13 protein-coding genes are annotated in these 16,395 nt (G+C 63.6%); all 13 read left to right on the top strand.

Annotated elements, in window-relative coordinates:
* Positions 1–187: 187 nt before the first annotated feature.
* The 13 genes from VGN68_RS08945 (at position 188) to VGN68_RS08885 (ending at position 16,339) form a co-directional block, all read left to right on the top strand.
* Positions 188–1,234, top strand: coding sequence for a phosphotransferase (locus VGN68_RS08945; protein ID WP_327475894.1), 1,047 nt, complete (start codon positions 188–190; stop codon positions 1,232–1,234).
* A gap of 9 nt (positions 1,235–1,243) precedes the next feature.
* A complete protein-coding gene (locus VGN68_RS08940; protein ID WP_327452526.1) occupies positions 1,244–2,614 on the top strand; it encodes an acyl-CoA dehydrogenase family protein in 1,371 nt (456 codons plus the stop codon).
* A gap of 33 nt (positions 2,615–2,647) precedes the next feature.
* Positions 2,648–3,799 carry an acyl-CoA dehydrogenase family protein gene (locus VGN68_RS08935; protein WP_327452528.1) on the top strand — a complete coding sequence of 384 codons (1,152 nt, stop codon included), beginning with the start codon at positions 2,648–2,650 and terminating at the stop codon, positions 3,797–3,799.
* Between the two features lie 534 nt (positions 3,800–4,333).
* Positions 4,334–5,833, top strand: coding sequence for a class I adenylate-forming enzyme family protein (locus VGN68_RS08930; RefSeq protein WP_327452530.1), 1,500 nt, complete (start codon positions 4,334–4,336; stop codon positions 5,831–5,833).
* Between the two features lie 2 nt (positions 5,834–5,835).
* A complete protein-coding gene (locus VGN68_RS08925) occupies positions 5,836–7,446 on the top strand; it encodes an acyl-CoA carboxylase subunit beta (RefSeq protein ID WP_327452532.1) in 1,611 nt (536 codons plus the stop codon).
* 8 nt (positions 7,447–7,454) lie between these two features.
* Positions 7,455–8,258, top strand: a complete 804-nt coding sequence (locus VGN68_RS08920; RefSeq protein ID WP_327475876.1) for an enoyl-CoA hydratase-related protein — start codon at positions 7,455–7,457, stop codon at positions 8,256–8,258.
* Positions 8,243–10,198: an acetyl/propionyl/methylcrotonyl-CoA carboxylase subunit alpha gene (locus VGN68_RS08915; RefSeq protein ID WP_327452536.1), complete on the top strand. Its 1,956-nt coding sequence runs from the start codon at positions 8,243–8,245 to the stop codon at positions 10,196–10,198. The genes VGN68_RS08920 and VGN68_RS08915 overlap by 16 nt, the downstream gene beginning before the upstream one ends.
* A complete protein-coding gene (locus VGN68_RS08910; protein WP_327475874.1) occupies positions 10,195–11,976 on the top strand; it encodes an acyclic terpene utilization AtuA family protein in 1,782 nt (593 codons plus the stop codon). Before VGN68_RS08915 ends, VGN68_RS08910 begins: the two co-directional genes overlap by 4 nt.
* A gap of 38 nt (positions 11,977–12,014) precedes the next feature.
* On the top strand, positions 12,015–12,416 hold the full coding sequence (locus VGN68_RS08905) for a nuclear transport factor 2 family protein (RefSeq protein WP_327452540.1): 402 nt from the start codon (positions 12,015–12,017) through the stop codon (positions 12,414–12,416).
* Positions 12,417–12,479: 63 nt separating this feature from the next.
* Positions 12,480–14,156, top strand: a complete 1,677-nt coding sequence (locus tag VGN68_RS08900; protein ID WP_327452542.1) for a methylmalonyl-CoA mutase family protein — start codon at positions 12,480–12,482, stop codon at positions 14,154–14,156.
* Between the two features lie 13 nt (positions 14,157–14,169).
* A complete protein-coding gene (locus tag VGN68_RS08895; RefSeq protein ID WP_327452545.1) occupies positions 14,170–14,586 on the top strand; it encodes a cobalamin-dependent protein in 417 nt (138 codons plus the stop codon).
* Positions 14,583–15,572 (top strand): methylmalonyl Co-A mutase-associated GTPase MeaB, encoded by a 990-nt coding sequence (gene meaB, locus VGN68_RS08890; RefSeq protein ID WP_327475872.1) that lies wholly within the window; start codon positions 14,583–14,585, stop codon positions 15,570–15,572. Before VGN68_RS08895 ends, meaB begins: the two co-directional genes overlap by 4 nt.
* On the top strand, positions 15,569–16,339 hold the full coding sequence (locus VGN68_RS08885; RefSeq protein WP_327475870.1) for a glucose 1-dehydrogenase: 771 nt from the start codon (positions 15,569–15,571) through the stop codon (positions 16,337–16,339). The genes meaB and VGN68_RS08885 overlap by 4 nt, the downstream gene beginning before the upstream one ends.
* Positions 16,340–16,395: the final 56 nt, after the last annotated feature.

Raw genomic sequence — 16,395 nt, 5'->3', positions numbered from 1 at the left:
GCATCGCCCGCCGGTGGGCCCACCCCAAACCGCCGATACCGGCGAAACAGCACAATTTTGTGCAAAATGCTCACTTGCTTGCTTGCGCCTAGCAAGCTAAAACTCCCAGGATCGACCGAGAGCGTCGCGATTGAGAGGATGTCTGCAAGTGGCCGAACCCGCCGATATAGCCGGAACCGTTGGCGCCATGCCCGTTCGCGAGGGTCATCGTTTTGATGAAAATAGCCTCGCGCGCTGGATGGGCGCCAATGTCGATGGTTATGAAGGCCCGATCAGCGTGCGGCAGTTTCGCGGCGGACAGTCCAACCCAACCTATCTGGTCGGCACACCGTCACGCTCCTATGTCCTGCGGCGGCAGCCATCGGGAATGCTTTTAAAGGGCGCCCATGCCGTCGATCGCGAAGCGATGGTGCAGTCCGCGCTCGCCGACACGCGCGTTCCCGTGGCCGGGATTTACGCAAGCTGCGTCGACCCCGAAGTCATCGGAACGATGTTTTACCTGATGGAACTGGTCGAAGGCCGAATTTTTTGGGATGCAACCTTTCCCGACGTCAGCACCGGCGATCGACCCGACTATTTCCGGGCCATGAACGCGGCAATCGCGAACCTGCACGCGCTGGACCCCGACCAAATTGGCCTCGGCGGCTTCGGCCGGCCGACTGGCTATGTCGAACGCCAGATAAAACGGCTTTCCGAGCAGTATCTGGCCGATACGGTCGCCGGCCGGGATCCGAACATGGACCGGATGATTGCATGGCTTGACCATGCCAGACCGCGAAATCCCGAGCGAGTGGCGATCGTGCATGGCGACTTTCGCTGCGACAATCTCATTTTTCACCCGACCGAACCGCGGATCGTCGCGGTGCTCGACTGGGAACTCGCGACGCTCGGGCATCCGCTCGCCGATTTTGCCTATCACGCGATGATGTATCGCATGCCCGGTCACATCGTTGCCGGACTGGCGGGCGCCGAACTCGCGATGTTGAACGCGCCGAGCGAAGCGGAATATCTCGCGCTATACGCCGAGAGCACGGGTATTGCGGATACGTCCGACTATGATTTCTTCCTGGCCTTTTCCTTCTTCCGGCTCGCCGCCATCATCCATGGCATCAAGGGCCGTCTGGCGCGGGGCACGGCGGCGTCGCCGGAAGCCGCCGAGCGCGTCAAGGCGCTGCCCGAACTGGCCGAACTCGCTTGGGAACAGGCGCGCCGCGCCGGCGCCCCGGCCTCATGAGGAACTAACGTGGACATCACTCAAAGCGCGCGCAGCGTCGTCCTGCAGCACCGGCTGCAGGATTTCATGGCGGCGCATCTCTATCCGGTCGAGCGCGAGCTGTATCTGGCCGCCGAGCGCCTCGGCCCCTGGGCGATCTATCCGCATATCGAGGATCTCAAGGCCCGCGCACGCGCCGAAGGCTTGTGGAATCTGTTTCTCCCGGCCTCGCACGATGCGAGCGGGCTGAGTAATGTCGAATATGCCCCGCTATGCGCAGCCATGGGCCGTTCGCTTTTTGCCCCGGAAATCTTCAACTGTTCCGCGCCGGATACGGGCAATATGGAAACCCTGCTGCTGTTCGGCACCGATCAACAAAAAGCAGACTATCTCGAACCGCTTCTCGCCGGCGAGACGCGATCGGCGTTTGCCATGACCGAGCCCGAAGTCGCGTCGTCCGACGCGACCAATATCGCTTCCGAAATATCGCGCGACGATGACGATTATGTCATCAACGGCCGCAAATGGTACACGACAGGAGCAACCGACCCGCGCTGCGCCTTTTTCATTTTCATGGGCCGCACCGGCGATGCGACAACCGACCGGCACAAGGCGCAATCGATGATCCTTGTCCCGCGCGATACCCCCGGTGTCCGGGTCGTTCGGGCCTTGCCTGTCCTTGGCTTTTACGGCGTTCCCGATCGGTCGGCGGAAGTTGTGTTCGAGAATGTCCGCGTCCCCGCCGCCAATATGCTGCTGGGCGAAGGCCGCGGTTTCGAGATCGCGCAAGGTCGGCTTGGGCCCGGCCGCATCCATCATTGCATGCGGCTGATCGGGCTTAGCGAGCGGATCGTGGAGCGGATGTGCCGCCGCGCGACCGAGCGCGTGGCCTTCGGCAGTCCGCTGTCGGAACAGAGCGTCACCCTGGAGCGGATCGCGCAATCGAGAATTTTGATCGATCAGGCGCGATTGCTGACGATGCGTGCCGCCTGGATGATGGACACCGTCGGCAACAAGGCTGCGCGTCAGGAGATCGCGATGATCAAAGTCGCCGCGCCTGCCATGGCACAGCAGGTGGTCGATTGGGCCATTCAGCTCTTCGGTGGTGGCGGAACGAATAACGATCATTTCCTTGCCGCCGCCTTTGCGACAGCCCGGCTGCTGCGACTGGCCGACGGACCCGACGAGGTCCATCGCAACCAGATCGCCAAGCTCGAACTGCGTCGTCACGCCGCCGGTGACGGCGGGTCCGACGGCTCGACCGCGCGAGGGCTCACGCTCGCCGAAGCCGATACCGCAGCGGCGGCCAGCCTTTGGCCCGCGCCTCCCGGTCAAACACGTCCTCTGCCCGGCACTGCCGGACAGATTTCGGCGTCGCCAGGCGGCCCGGTGAGAATGTGAATCCTTATGTGACAGAAATGATGGGAGCGATTTATGCAGCTGTTTGACTTCGATCTCGGCGAATCAGCCGACATGATCCGGGAAACGACCCGCCGGTTCGCGGCCGATAAAATCGCACCGCTCGCGAAAAAGGTCGACGCCGACGACTGGTTTCCGCGCGACGAGCTCTGGGCGAGCATGGGCGAACTCGGCTTGCACGGCATCACCGTCGCCGAAGAATATGGCGGGCTCGGCCTCGGTTACCTTGAACATGTGATTGCCTGCGAAGAAATCGCGCGGGCCTCGGGTGCGATCGGACTCAGCTATGGCGCGCACACCAACCTGTGCATCAACCAGATCGCTCGCTGGGGCTCGGCCGAACAGAAGACGAAATATTTGCCGCCGCTCATTTCAGGCGAGCATCTCGGGAGCCTGGCGATGTCCGAGGCGGGAGCGGGGTCCGACGTCGTCTCGATGAAACTGAAAGCCGATGCCGTGCAGGGCGGATACGTCCTTAACGGCACCAAATTCTGGATCACCAATGCGACCTATGCCGACACGCTTGTCGTTTACGCGAAGACCGGGGAAGGCAGCGGCGGTATCACCGCCTTCATCATCGAAAAGGATATGCCGGGTTTCTCGATCGGACAGAAGATCGACAAGATGGGCATGCGCGGATCGCCAACCGCGGAACTGGTGTTCGACAATTGCGAAGTGCCGGAGGCCAATGCTCTGGGGCCGGTGAATGGCGGCGTCGGCGTGCTGATGAGCGGGCTGGATTTCGAACGCGCGGTTCTGGCCGGTATTCCCCTCGGCATCATGCAAGCCTGTCTCGACGTCGTTTTGCCCTATGTGCGGGAGCGCAAGCAATTCGGTAAGCCGATCGGCGAGTTCCAGCTCATGCAGGCCAAAATCGCCGACATGTACGTCGCGCTCAATTCGTCGCGCGCCTATGTCTATGCGGTCGCAAAAAGCTGCGATGCGGGCCGGACGACGCGATTTGATGCAGCGGCCGCATTGCTCCTGGCGGCCGAAAACACCGAGCGTGTGGCGAGTGAAGCTGTTCAGGCGCTCGGCGGTGCAGGCTATACCAAGGACTGGCCGGTTGAGCGTCTCTATCGCGACGCAAAGCTCCTCGGTATCGGTGGCGGGACGAACGAGATCCGGCGGATGCTGATCGGTCGCGAACTCATCGGCGAAGCCTGAAGCGTGGCACAATAATCCGCTCAGCAACCTCGAAGCATCGACGGGACTTGGGCAGGCTTGCGTCCACCTGCCCTCCCCGACTTTTGTTGTCCGCCCCTTCACGAAAAACACGCGCCGCCTCTCGCGAAATATCCCGCGCTGCGTCGAGGATTGCAGCGAATAGGCGGCGGCTCAGCTCGGCGCGAATGACAAGCAAGTTAGACTAGCTTGCGGCAAGCAAGTCTTGACCATGACCCACGCGGCAGCTATTGCCGACCGATAAGAGTCGCGCTCTCCCCGAGCACAAGCGAATGAGAAGAGGATGCCGATGGCTGGCGCATATCTGGATCAACTGCCTTGGCCAGAATTTGGTCGGAGAGATTCTGTGATCGTGGAGATCAAATCGACCCGGCCTTGCGCGAGCCTGAGGTTCCGGTCTTGAGCGCGCCGGTCGAAATGGCTCGATCGGGGTCGGCGTCTTACGAGGGCTCAAAGACCTCACCCGTCAGCTTGGGCCTTCAGCCCTCGCCGCTCGTGACCGAGGGTATCGGGCGCGTGGCTCTCGGCGACCTGATGCGGCGTTCGGCGCGCCGCTTCCGCGACAAGGCAGCGGTGGTCACCCCATCGAGCACCATCACCTTCGGCGAGCTCGACGACAAAGCGAACCGCTGCGCCAATATGCTGCTCGAAAAAGGCGCAAAGCCCGGCGACCGGATCGCGACCATCTGCGCGAACAGCATCGACTTCATCGTCACCATCTTCGGAATTCACAAGGCCGGGCTCGTCTGGGTTCCCATCAATCCCGCCCTCTCGGCGGACGACCGGGCTTATATTCTCAATCATACCGAGGCCGCCATCGTTATCGCCGATGCGAACAGTGGTGAGGCGGTCCCTGGCGGTACCGAAGGTGAGCCGTTGGTGCTGACGCTCGGTCCCGATTTCGATGCAAGACTCGAGGCTGCGTCCAACCGCGAACCCGATCTGCCGATTCACGAGCGTGACCTGACAATGATCATGTACACGAGCGGGACGACATCGCGGCCCAAGGGCGTCATGCACTGCAATCTGGCCGTCTATGCCACCGTGATGTGCAACATCGGCGAATGGATGGTCACGCGCAACGATCGCATCCTGATCGTCTTGCCGCTCTTCCATGTGTCGGCGCACTGCCTCCTGACGACATTCCTCGCCGCCGGCGCGACCGTCGTCCTCCACAACGGCTTCGAACCCGGACAGGTGCTGACGACGATCGATCAGCAAAAAGTGAGCTTCTTCGTCGGGCTGCCGATGATGTACGCCGCGATGATGGAGCATCCGGTCCGCGACACGCTGGACCTCGCATCGCTGCGCTACTGCATCTACGCGATGGCCCCCATGCCCGGACCTTTGCTGCGGCGGCTGCTCGTCGAGTTTTGCCCGACCTTTGTCCTGTCCTCGGGCCAAACCGAGATGTACCCGAGCACGATGATGCTGCGTCCGGAGCAGCAGTTGCTCAAGGAGGGCAATTATTGGGGCGAGCCGTCGATCGTCAACGACGTGGCGATCATGGCGGAGGACGGCACGCTGCTGCCACATGGCGAGATCGGCGAGATCGTGCATCGCGGTCCGAACGTCATGCTCGGCTATTATAAGGATGACGCTGCAACCGCTGAATCGCGGCGCTTCAGCTGGCATCATACCGGCGATCTGGGCGTCATCGATGACGACGGCCAATTGCTTTTCGTCGACCGCCTGAAGGACATGATCAAAAGCGGCGGCGAGAATGTTTCGTCGGTCAAGGTCGAGCAGGTCCTGCTGCAATGCCATCTGATCGCGAACGCCGCTGTGATCGGCGTGCCGCACCCGCGCTGGCAGGAGGCCGTCGTCGCGGTGATCATGTTGAAGCCCGGCGAAACCGCCGAATCCTGGCATATCCATATGTACTGCCGCGAGATGCTCGCGCCGCATGAAGTGCCCAAGGCCTTCGAGTTCGTCGACGATCTTCCGCTCACCGCGACTTCCAAGCTCCGCAAGGTCGAGCTGCGCAATCGCTTCATCAATTTGTTCGGAGGCTGAGCGTGGCGATTATCGAAAGCATGGCCATCGCCGAGAGCGAAGCATTCAAGCACAACCGCTCGGCGCACCTGGAATTGATCGGCGACTTTCGGGCGCTCGAAGCCAAGGTGCTGGCGGCGTCCGCCCGCGCCGGCCCCAAATTCGCCAAGCGCGGACAATTGCTGCCGCGCGATCGTGTCGCGTTGCTGCTCGACCGTGACGCGCCATTTCTGGAGCTGTCGACGCTCGCCGGCATCGGCATGCACGACGATGACGGCGTCGAGAATGTCTATGGCGGCGGTGTCATCGCCGGGATCGGTTTCGTCTCGGGCGTCCGCGCGATGGTGTTCGCGAGCGACGCCGGCATCAAGGGCGGTGCTGCGCATCCAATGGGCATCAAGAAGCAGCTCCGCGTCCAGGACATCGCAATCGAAAACAAGCTGCCCTATATCCAGCTGGTCGAAAGCGCGGGCGCGAACCTCAATCTGCAGGCCGAAATGTTCGTCGAGGGCGGCCGCACTTTTGCCAACCTCTCGCGCATGTCCGCTCTCGGTCTGCCGACGATTACGGTGGTCCACGGCTCATCGACGGCGGGGGGGGCGTATCAGGTCGGCCTCTCCGATTATGTCATCATGATCCGCGGCCGCTCCAAGGTATTTCTGGCCGGCCCGCCTTTGCTAAAGGCAGCCACGGGCGAAATTGCCCGTGATGAAGATCTTGGCGGCGCCGTGCTGCACACCCGGGTGACAGGGGTCGGCGACTATCTGGCAGAAAGCGATGCGGACGGGCTGCGCCAGGCGCGCGAGGTTCTTGCAAAGTTGCGCTGGGATCGAAGCCTGCCGCAGCCGGCCAAGCCCGGTCCCCGCTACGACAGCGAAGAATTGCTCGGGATCGTCTCGCCCGACTACCGCAAACCCTATGACGTGCACGAAGTCATCGCCCGCATCGTCGACGATAGCGATTTCACCGAGTTCAAGGCGGAATATGGGCCGCAGACCGTTTGCGGTCACGCCCGGATCGAAGGCCGTGAGCTTGGCGTCATCGGTAACAACGGGCCGATCGATGCGCAGGGTGCAACCAAGGCCGCGCAGTTCATCCAGCTCTGCTGCCAATCGCGAACGCCGCTGCTGTTCCTCCAGAACACGACGGGGTTCATGGTCGGGGTGGAGGCGGAAACGTCGGGTATCGTCAAACATGGGTCGAAGCTGATCCAGGCTGTCACCAACGCGTCGGTGCCAAAGGTCACCATCCAGATCGGCGCGAGTTTCGGGGCTGGCGCCTATGCGATGTGCGGCCGGGCGTTCGGTCCGCGCTTCATCTTTTCATGGCCGAACAATCGCTTGTCGGTGATGGGCGGAGAACAGGCGGCAAAGGTCCTGACGATCGTCGCTGAAGACGGTGCCGCGGCGCGCGGCGTCGAGCCCGACCATGCGGGACTGGCGGCGATGTCCGAAAGGCTGATCGCGCAATATGACCGCGAAGGCGAGGCGCTGTTTGCGACCGCGCGCCTCTGGGACGACGGCATCATCGACCCGCGCGACACGCGGCGGGTCGTGGCCTTCTGCCTGGACACATGCACCGAGGGCGATGCGCGCGAGCCGGCGCGAAACAATTTCGGGATTGCGCGGCTGTGACCGGGGGCATGATCGACACTCCGCAGATGTCGGTGTTGCGGCTGGAGCAGCGCAGCGGCGCGCTTTTCGCAACGATCGACGATCCCGCGACGCGCAACGCGATTTCCGACCCGCTGCTGGCCGATTTCGACCTGCTGTTCTCGCATTATCGCGCCGACCCGGCCGTTCGCGCCCTCGTTCTGCAAGGCAATGGCCGTATATTTTGCGCCGGTGCCGATTTGAGCGGCAAGACCCTCGGGGCATCGAGCGACGATCCGCATGCCGAGATGGTCGAACTGTCGATCCGCGGCGCGCGTGTTTTCGGCGGCCTCCACGCCTTCCCCAAGCCGGTGATCGCGGTGGTCGAGGGCGCTGCGATGGGCGGTGGCATGGGACTGGCCGCATGCGCCGACATCGTCCTCGCCTCACCGGGTGCCAGCTTTGCCCTCTCCGAAGCGCGCCTTGGCCTCGTAGCGGCTCAGATCGCACCCTTTGTGGTCGCGCGTCTCGGCCCGGCCACCACGCGCCGTCTCGCGCTGACCGGCAGCCGGTTCGATGCGGCACAAGCGGCGAGACTTGGCTTTGTCGATGAATTGCTGGCCGATCGCTCTGCGATCGATGCCCGGCTGGACGTCATCCTGACCGAGATACGCGCCTGCGCCCCTGGCGCCCTCGCGGCGACGAAAACATTGCTCAACGGCTTGGCGGGATTTGACGCCGCCGCCTTTTCGCAAGTCGCAGCCGAAGTTTTCGCTGAAGCCGTCCTCGGCGAAGGCGCCGAGGGCATCGCAGCGTTCAAAGAGAAGAGACCGCCGGCATGGGCCACGACATGAAGCCGTTTTCGAAAATCCTGATCGCCAATCGCGGTGAAATCGCGTGCCGCGTGATCCGCAGCGCCAAGGCAAAGGGCTATGCGACGGTTGCCGTTTTCAGCGACGCGGACGCGGGCGCGCGGCATGTGCTCGAAGCCGATGAAGCCTTCCGCCTGGGCGGCGGGCCGCTGCAGGAGTCCTATCTGTCGGCCGAACGGGTGCTGGCGGCGGCGCGCGCGACCGGTGCCGATGCGCTCCATCCCGGATACGGCTTCTTTTCCGAAAATGCCGATTTCGCCGAGCAGTGTGCCGACGAGGGGATCACCTTCATCGGACCGATGCCCGATTCGGTGCGGGTGATGGGTGACAAGGCGCGATCGAAGCGGCGAATGATCGAAGCGGGCGTCCCCTGTGTGCCGGGTTATGAGGGCGATGATCAGGACGACGCCCTGTTCGTGCGCGAGGCCGACCGGATCGGCTACCCCGTCATGGTCAAGGCCTCGGCGGGTGGTGGCGGACGCGGCATGCGCCTTGTCCACGATCGCAGCGACCTCGCGGCAGCGCTGGTCTCGGCGCGGTCGGAGGCAAAGAATGCGTTCGGCGATGATCGGCTGCTGCTCGAGCGCGCCGTCGTCGATGCGCGCCACGTCGAGATTCAAGTGTTCGGCGATCGCTTCGGATCGGTTGTGCATCTTGGCGAGCGCGACTGCTCGGTCCAGCGTCGGCACCAGAAGGTCATCGAGGAGGCGCCATCGCCTGCGGTGGACGAGGACCTGCGGCGCCGAATGGGCGACGCGGCGGTTCGCGCTGCGGCGGCGATCGATTATGTCGGGGCGGGAACCGTCGAATTTCTGCTCGGCAAGGATGGCGAATTCTACTTCCTCGAAATGAACACCCGCCTTCAGGTCGAACATCCGGTGACCGAATGTGTCACGGGCATCGACCTCGTCGATCTCCAGATCGATGTGGCGGCGGGACTGCCCCTGCCCTTTGCTCAGGACGATATTTCGATCTCGGGTCACGCGATCGAGGTAAGGTTCTACGCCGAGGACCCGCGACAGGAATTTTTGCCGCAGACCGGCGTCGCGTCGATCTGGCAGCCCGCCACCGGCGACGGCGTGCGCATCGATCACGGCCTGGTGACGGGCCAGGTCATCAGTTCATTCTACGATCCGATGATCGCCAAGATCATCGCCACCGGCGCGAACCGCGACGAAGCACTGCGGCGCCTCGTCCAGGCGGTTCGCGGCACGCACTTGCTCGGCGTCGCGACGAACCGCGAGTTCCTGCTCGACGCCTTGTCGGTCGAGGAATTCCGGCGCGGCGATGCGACGACGGCCTTCATCGGCAAGCATTATGCTGACGGCTTCAAGCCGGGCGAAGGCGACCCAGTTGCGATCCTGCTTGCCGCCATCCTTGCCGCCGAAACGGCCGGACAGGGTTGGTCGTCGAATGGCAAGCAGGCGCATCAGGTCAATCTCGCCAGCGACGGCAGCGAAACCATCGTGCGCGTAGCCCGGGCCGGGCAGCGCTGGTCGGCGCAAAGCGACGCACATTCGGCGTCGATCGCCATCGTCGAACGCGGCGACACGCTGGTCCGGTTCGAGGTCGATGGCCTGCTCCGGCGGGCGGTCTATCTTTGTGACAGTGATGAGATCGCGATCGATCTCGACGGGCGGGTCTATCGGTTCGAGGATACCACCTACCGCGCTCCGTCGCGCGCCAGCGCCGGCGGTGACGGCGTGATGCGCGCCCCGATGACCGGCACCATTACCGCGGTGCGGGTCGGCCAGGACCAGCTCGTGGCCCGCGGCGACGTGCTTGCGGTGCTCGAGGCGATGAAGATGGAACAGCAGATCATCGCGCCGATCGGTGGCAAAGTCACCACCGTTGCGGTCGCCGCGAACCAGCAGGTAGCGGCGCGCGACATCCTCTTCATCGTCGAGGGGGAGCCGGCATGACGCAGCGAACAATCAGCATCGGCGGCGCATCGGGATTTTGGGGCGACAGCTCGATCGCCCTGCCCCAGCTGCTCGAGCATGACGGTCTCGACTATATCTCCTTCGACTATCTGGCTGAAGTCACGATGTCGATCCTCGCCCGCGCCCGCGCGAAGGATCCATCGCTGGGCTATGCGACCGATTTCGTCAGCCTGGTCGAGCGTCACCTGCCGCGGATCGCCGAACGCGGGGTGAAGCTGATTGCGAATGCCGGGGGCGTCAATCCATCGGCCTGCGCGGAAGCGCTTCGGGCAAAAATTGCGGCCGCCGGCTTGAACCTGCGGGTCGGCGTGGTCACTGGCGACGATCTGATCGCGATGCAGCCCGAGCTTCAGACCAGTAGGGAAATGTTCTCGGGCGCCGCGATGCCGTCGCGGCTGATGAGCCTCAATGCCTATCTGGGGGCCGCACCGATCGCGGCGGCATTGGATGCCGGCGCCGACATCGTCGTCACGGGTCGCTGCGTCGATAGCGCGACCGTGCTTGGCGCGTGCATTCACGCGTTCGGCTGGTCCATGTCGGACTTCGACAGCCTGTCGGGCGGATCGCTCGCCGGCCACATTATCGAGTGCGGAGCGCAGGCGACCGGCGGTCTCTTCACCGATTGGCAGGATGTCGGCGACTGGGCGAATATCGGCTATCCGATCGCAGTGATCGACGCCGATGGTGCGTTCGACGTCATCAAGCCGCAAGGGACCGGCGGCCTTGTCTCGCGCGGCACGGTCAGCGAGCAGCTCGTTTACGAAATCGGCGATCCCGCGGCCTATCTCCTTCCCGACGTCAGCTGCGACTGGCGGTCGGTCGAGATCGAAGAAACCGATAACGGGCGGGTGCGGGTCACCGGCGCACGCGGCCGTGCACCGACCGAAACCTACAAGGCCAGCGCAACCTGGCAGGATGGCTACCGCGTCGGCGCGACCTGGACGATTATCGGTGAGGCTGCTGCCAGCAAGGCAGCCAAGGTGGGCGAAGCAGTTGTGACGCGAGTCTCGTCGCTGTTGTCCGCGGCGGGTTCAGCGCCGTTCAGCGAGACTTCGATCGAGATCATCGGCGCCGAATCGAGCTATGGCGCGAACAGCCAGGCGCGAGGCGCGCGCGAGGTTGTGCTCAAGATCGCCGCGAAGCATGGCGATCCCAAGGCGCTGGAGCTGCTGGTCCGCGAATTCACCTCCGCCGGCACGTCGATGGCGCCCGGATTTACCGGCATGGGTGGCAACCGCCCCAAGGTCATGCCGCTCGTCCGCCTCTTTTCGACTGCGGTCGACAAGGCGATCGTCGACGTCCAGGTGAATGTCGAAGTCGAAGGACAAGTGGTCGCTCTGCCGGATGTGCCAAGGCCGTCTTCCGCCAACCCGCCAGTCGATCAGGAGCCCGAACGGTCCACACCGCTTGCTGCGACCGGCCGTACCAAAGTTCCGCTGATCGAGCTCGCGTGGGGCCGCAGCGGCGACAAGGGCAATCACGCCAATATCGGCATCATTGCGCGGCGGCCCGAATTTCTTCCCTACATCCGGCATGCACTGCAGCCCGATGTCGTGGGCGCCCTGTTCCAACATTATGCGCCCGCTGAAGTGCGGCGCTTCGACCTCCCCGGCATCCATGGCCTCAACTTCATGCTCTACGACGTTCTGGGCGGCGGCGGCATCGCCTCGCTGCGCAATGATCCGCAGGGCAAGGGCTATGCGCAAATCCTGCTCGGCATGGAAATTGCCGTGCCGGCCGATCTCGTCCGTTCCTGAACACCAGCTCTCACGCACCATCTTACCGGAGTAAAGCCATGTCGATCGAAGCAAACAAAGCCATTGTCCAACAGTTTCTGGCCAAATTCGGAAGCGGCGATGCCGACGGTCTGATTGACAGCCTAACCGACGACGCGACCTGGTGGATCGGCGGCAAGCCCGACCAGCTTCCGCAGGCCGGAATGAAGACCAAGGAAGGGATCAGCGCCGTCCTGCGCGGTATCGGCGCGAAGATCCCGGGCGGTATCGACATGCGGATCCGCGGCATGATCGGCGAAGGCGACAAGGTCGCTGCCGAGGTCGAAGCGCATGGCGAGATCACGAACGGGCGCATCTACAATAATGAATATCACTTTCTGTTCACGATCCGTGATGGCCGCATCGCGGCGGTCAAAGAATATAATGACACACTTCATCTGAAGACCATTTTCGCGGCGTGACCGCTTGCACGCTCGCGACGCGGTCGTCGCAGACCCAAAGCCTGAAAGGGAGCCGTCAGTCTCATGATTAGCGCCGACACGAAGCCGGAAGAGAGCCCCTATGCGCTTTGGCAGCAAACGGTGTCGGCGCGGTACAAGGATCGCTCCTTTGTCGCGCGCAACCGCTCGGGCGTCGAGGTCGATCCGGTTTACGGTGGGCTCGACCGTCATGGCAACGAAGCCGAAATGCCCGGGCAATATCCCTATACGCGCGGCATTTACCCGATCCATTATCAGTTCCAGCCGTGGATGGACCTCCAGATCATTGGCTTCGGCCTGCCCTCGCAGACCCGCGAGCGGATGGATCTTCTGCTCGAACAGGGCGGCTCGAAGGGCTATTTCGATCGCGAAGCCTATAATTTCATCTTCGATATGCCGACGTCGATGGGCTATGATCCCGACCACCCCGGGGTGCGCGGCAGCATCGGCGACTGCGGCATTTCGGTCTGCAAGGCGCGCGATTACGAGATCCTGCTCGACGGCAAGGATCTGGCGAAAACGACGGTCTCGATGGTCCTCAACGCGGGGTCGCCGGCCATGCTCGGGCTGTATCTCGCAGCGGCCAAGCGCCGCGGCTTTGCATTCGACAAGCTTGGCGGCAATCTCACCAACTATATCTGGGATTTCTTTGGCCATAGCGGCGGAACGAACTTCTCGCCGCGCGGCAGCTACCGGCTGATCGCCGACATCGCGGCCTATTGCGCCGAGCATGTGCCGCTGTGGAATCCCCTCACCATCAGCGAGCATAATATCTGCGAAGCCGGCGCCACGAACGTCCAAGCCGTCGCCTATTCGATCGCTGCGATCATTGCGGTCAACGAGGAGTGCGTGAAGCTCGGCATCGACCCCGACACCGTCGTACCACGCTTCGGATTTCACGTCCGCTACGGCGAGAATTTCTTCGAAGAGGTCGCGAAGACCCGCGCGCTGCGGCGCGTCTATGCGAAGGTGAACCGCGAGCGTTTCGGCTGCAAGAAAAGCGGTTCGCTCCAAGCGCGCATCCATGCCCAGACCGCAGGGTCGCTGCTGACCGCGCAGCAGCCGCTGAACAATCTCGTCCGCAACGCTTATGGCGCGCTGGCGGCCGTCCTGTCCGGCGCCAACGGCATGACGATCAACGCCTATGACGAGGCACTCGGCCTGCCGACCGAAGAAGCGGTGACGCTGTCGCTGCGCACAAGCCAGATCATTGCTGAGGAAACCGGCGCCGTTCATGTGTCCGACCCGTTCGGCGGATCCTATTATGTGGAAGCGCTCACCGACGAGATCGAACGCCGGGTGTTCGAGATCATCGCCGACATCGACGACCGCGGCGGGCTGATCGCCTGCATCGAGTCAGGCTGGATCAAACAGCAGGTCTCTGCCGCCGCCTACCAATGGCGTCAGGAAATCGAGAGCGGCGCGCGAACGATGGTCGGCGTCAACAAATATACCACCGACGAACCCGAGCAATTTGCGGTGTTCCAGCCCGATCCCGAAGCCGCGCGCCTTGCGATCGCCGACGTCGAGCGGCACCGCCGCGAACGCGATGCGACGCGCTGCGCGGCGGCGCTTGAAGACCTGCGCCGTGCGGCGGTCGAGGTCAACGAAGGCCGGGCGATCGGGTCGGTAATGGCAAACCTTGTCGCCGCCGCCGAAGCCGATGCAACGCTCGGCGAGATGCAGGCCATTCTTCACGAAGTCTTCGGGCGCAACAAATAGGAAACCGATCGCCATGCCAGATACTGCGCCGCAGCCGCGCGTCCTCCTGACCAAGAGCTTCATCGACAGCCATGATCGCGCCATTGCGACCATCGCGCTCGCGCTGCGCGACGCCGCGATGGAAGTGGTGCTGATCGACTATGAGCAGCCCGAAGATGTAGTCACCGTCGCGCTCCAGGAAGACGTCGATATTATCGGGCTGAGCTTCATGTCGGGAGGCCAGGTCGAAACCACGCAAAAGATCGTCGCCGAGCTACAGCGTCGCGAAGTCCCCGATTTGCCGGTGGTGGTCGGCGGGGTCATTCGTCCGTTCGACGTCGCGCCGCTCGAAGCCGTGGGCGTCCGGGAAATCTTCCGCGGCGGCGCACCGCTGACCGATGTTGTCGCGACGTTCGATCGCCTTGCCCGCGCCTATCGGAGTCACGTTTGACCGGGACGCGCGCAGGATCTGACGCGGCTTCGCTGCTGAAGGCGGTCCGCGATCGCGATCCGCTGGCGATTGCGCGCGCCATCACCGCGATCGAAAACCGCACGGCGGTAGGAACCGAACTGGCGGTCGCGGTGCGCGGCCGGGCCAGCCGGTGCCGAACCCTCGGCGTGACCGGGCCACCGGGCGCCGGCAAGTCCTCGCTCATCAATGCGCTTTTGCCCGAATTGCTGCCGAGATACCGCCGCGTCGCGATCCTGACGGTCGATCCATCGAGCCCGATCAGCGGCGGTGCGGTGCTGGGCGATCGCGTTCGCATGGCGGCGCACAGCGCAAATCCGGACGTTTTCATCCGGTCGCTCGCTGCGCGCGGCCACCTCGGCGGGGTGACGCGAACCACAAGATCGGTCATGGATCTACTGGCGGCCGCCGATATGGACCTCGTGATCGTCGAAACCGTCGGCACGGGTCAGTCAGAAGTCGAAGTTGCCAACCTGACCGATGTGAAGATCGTCGTGTGCGCACCCGGCCTTGGCGACGAGATGCAGGCGATGAAGGCCGGCGTATTGGAAATCGCCGACCTGTTGGTCGTGAACAAGGCGGATCTGCCCGACGCCGCGCGAACGGCCACACATTTGAAAGCCATGCTGCACCACCGGGGCCATGAGGAACGCCGGTCCATGCTGTCGGTATCGACGCAAACTCGGGACGGCCTCAAGGCGCTCGGCGACGCGATCGACGACAGGTTCGCTGGGCTTCCGGCCGGCCCGCCCGACGCCGCCGCCGGAGGCGGGATATCACGATCGACGCTCGCTCAGGACGTTGCCGACGCCGCGGCCGCGCTGTTGCTCGGCACGTCCGACCCGCGCCTGACCACAATCGTGGAACACATGTCGCAGGGAAAATTGTCGCGGCACGAGGGCGCTAAAGCTGCCTTGGAGCTCCTGACCGACCTCGACGCCCCTTCAGAAGCAAGGATCTATTCGTGAACGCTGACCTGTTTTCGCTTTCCGGGCGTGTTGCCCTTGTCACCGGCGCGTCGAGCGGTATCGGCCGGGAGCTTGCGCTGGGCCTGGCCGCGGCAGGCGCACGCGTCGTTGCGGTGGCGCGCCGCGCGGACCGCCTCGACGGCCTCGTGCGGGAAATCGAGCAGTCGGGAGGAAGCGCGCTGGCCGCGCAAGCGGATGTGACCGACGCCGAGAGCATCGAGCGGGCTTTCGATGCCGCGGAGCGCGCCTATGGCACTGTGAATGTCATCGTGAGCAATGCCGGCGTCACCGATGCCCGTAATTTCCTGAAGATCGAACCGGCGGCCCGGGATGCGGTTTTCGACACCAATTTTCGGGGCGTCTGGAATGTGGGTCAGATGGCTGCTCGCCGGCTCGTAGCGGCCAAGCAGGGCGGCTCGATCATCAACGTGGCGTCGGTGCTGGGACTGGGCGTGCAACCCGGGCTGGCGAGCTATTGTGCGTCGAAGGGCGCAGTCATCCAGCTCACGCGCGCCATGGCGATCGATCTCGGCAAGCATAATATTCGCGTCAATGCTCTGGCACCGGGCTGGTTCAAGACCGAGCTGAACGAGGAATTTTTCGACAGTCCGACCGGAATCGAACGCATCGCGCAAATGCCTGCGCGCCGCCTCGGCAGGATCGAAGAGTTGGTCGGCCCTGTCGTCATGCTGGCAAGCGATGCGGGAGCCTTCGTCAACGGCTCGGTCATTGCGGTGGACGGAGCGCTGAACGCTCTGGTCGCCTAATGGCTTGACGCCCAATGGCGGCGCCGCCCCGAGCAAAGGGCGTGAAGCACTGCTAC

Source organism: Sphingopyxis sp. (genome assembly GCF_035998965.1).
Lineage (GTDB): Bacteria > Pseudomonadota > Alphaproteobacteria > Sphingomonadales > Sphingomonadaceae > Sphingopyxis.
Note: the sequence above shows the minus strand (reverse complement) of the source record. Positions and strands in the feature narration are given on the sequence as shown.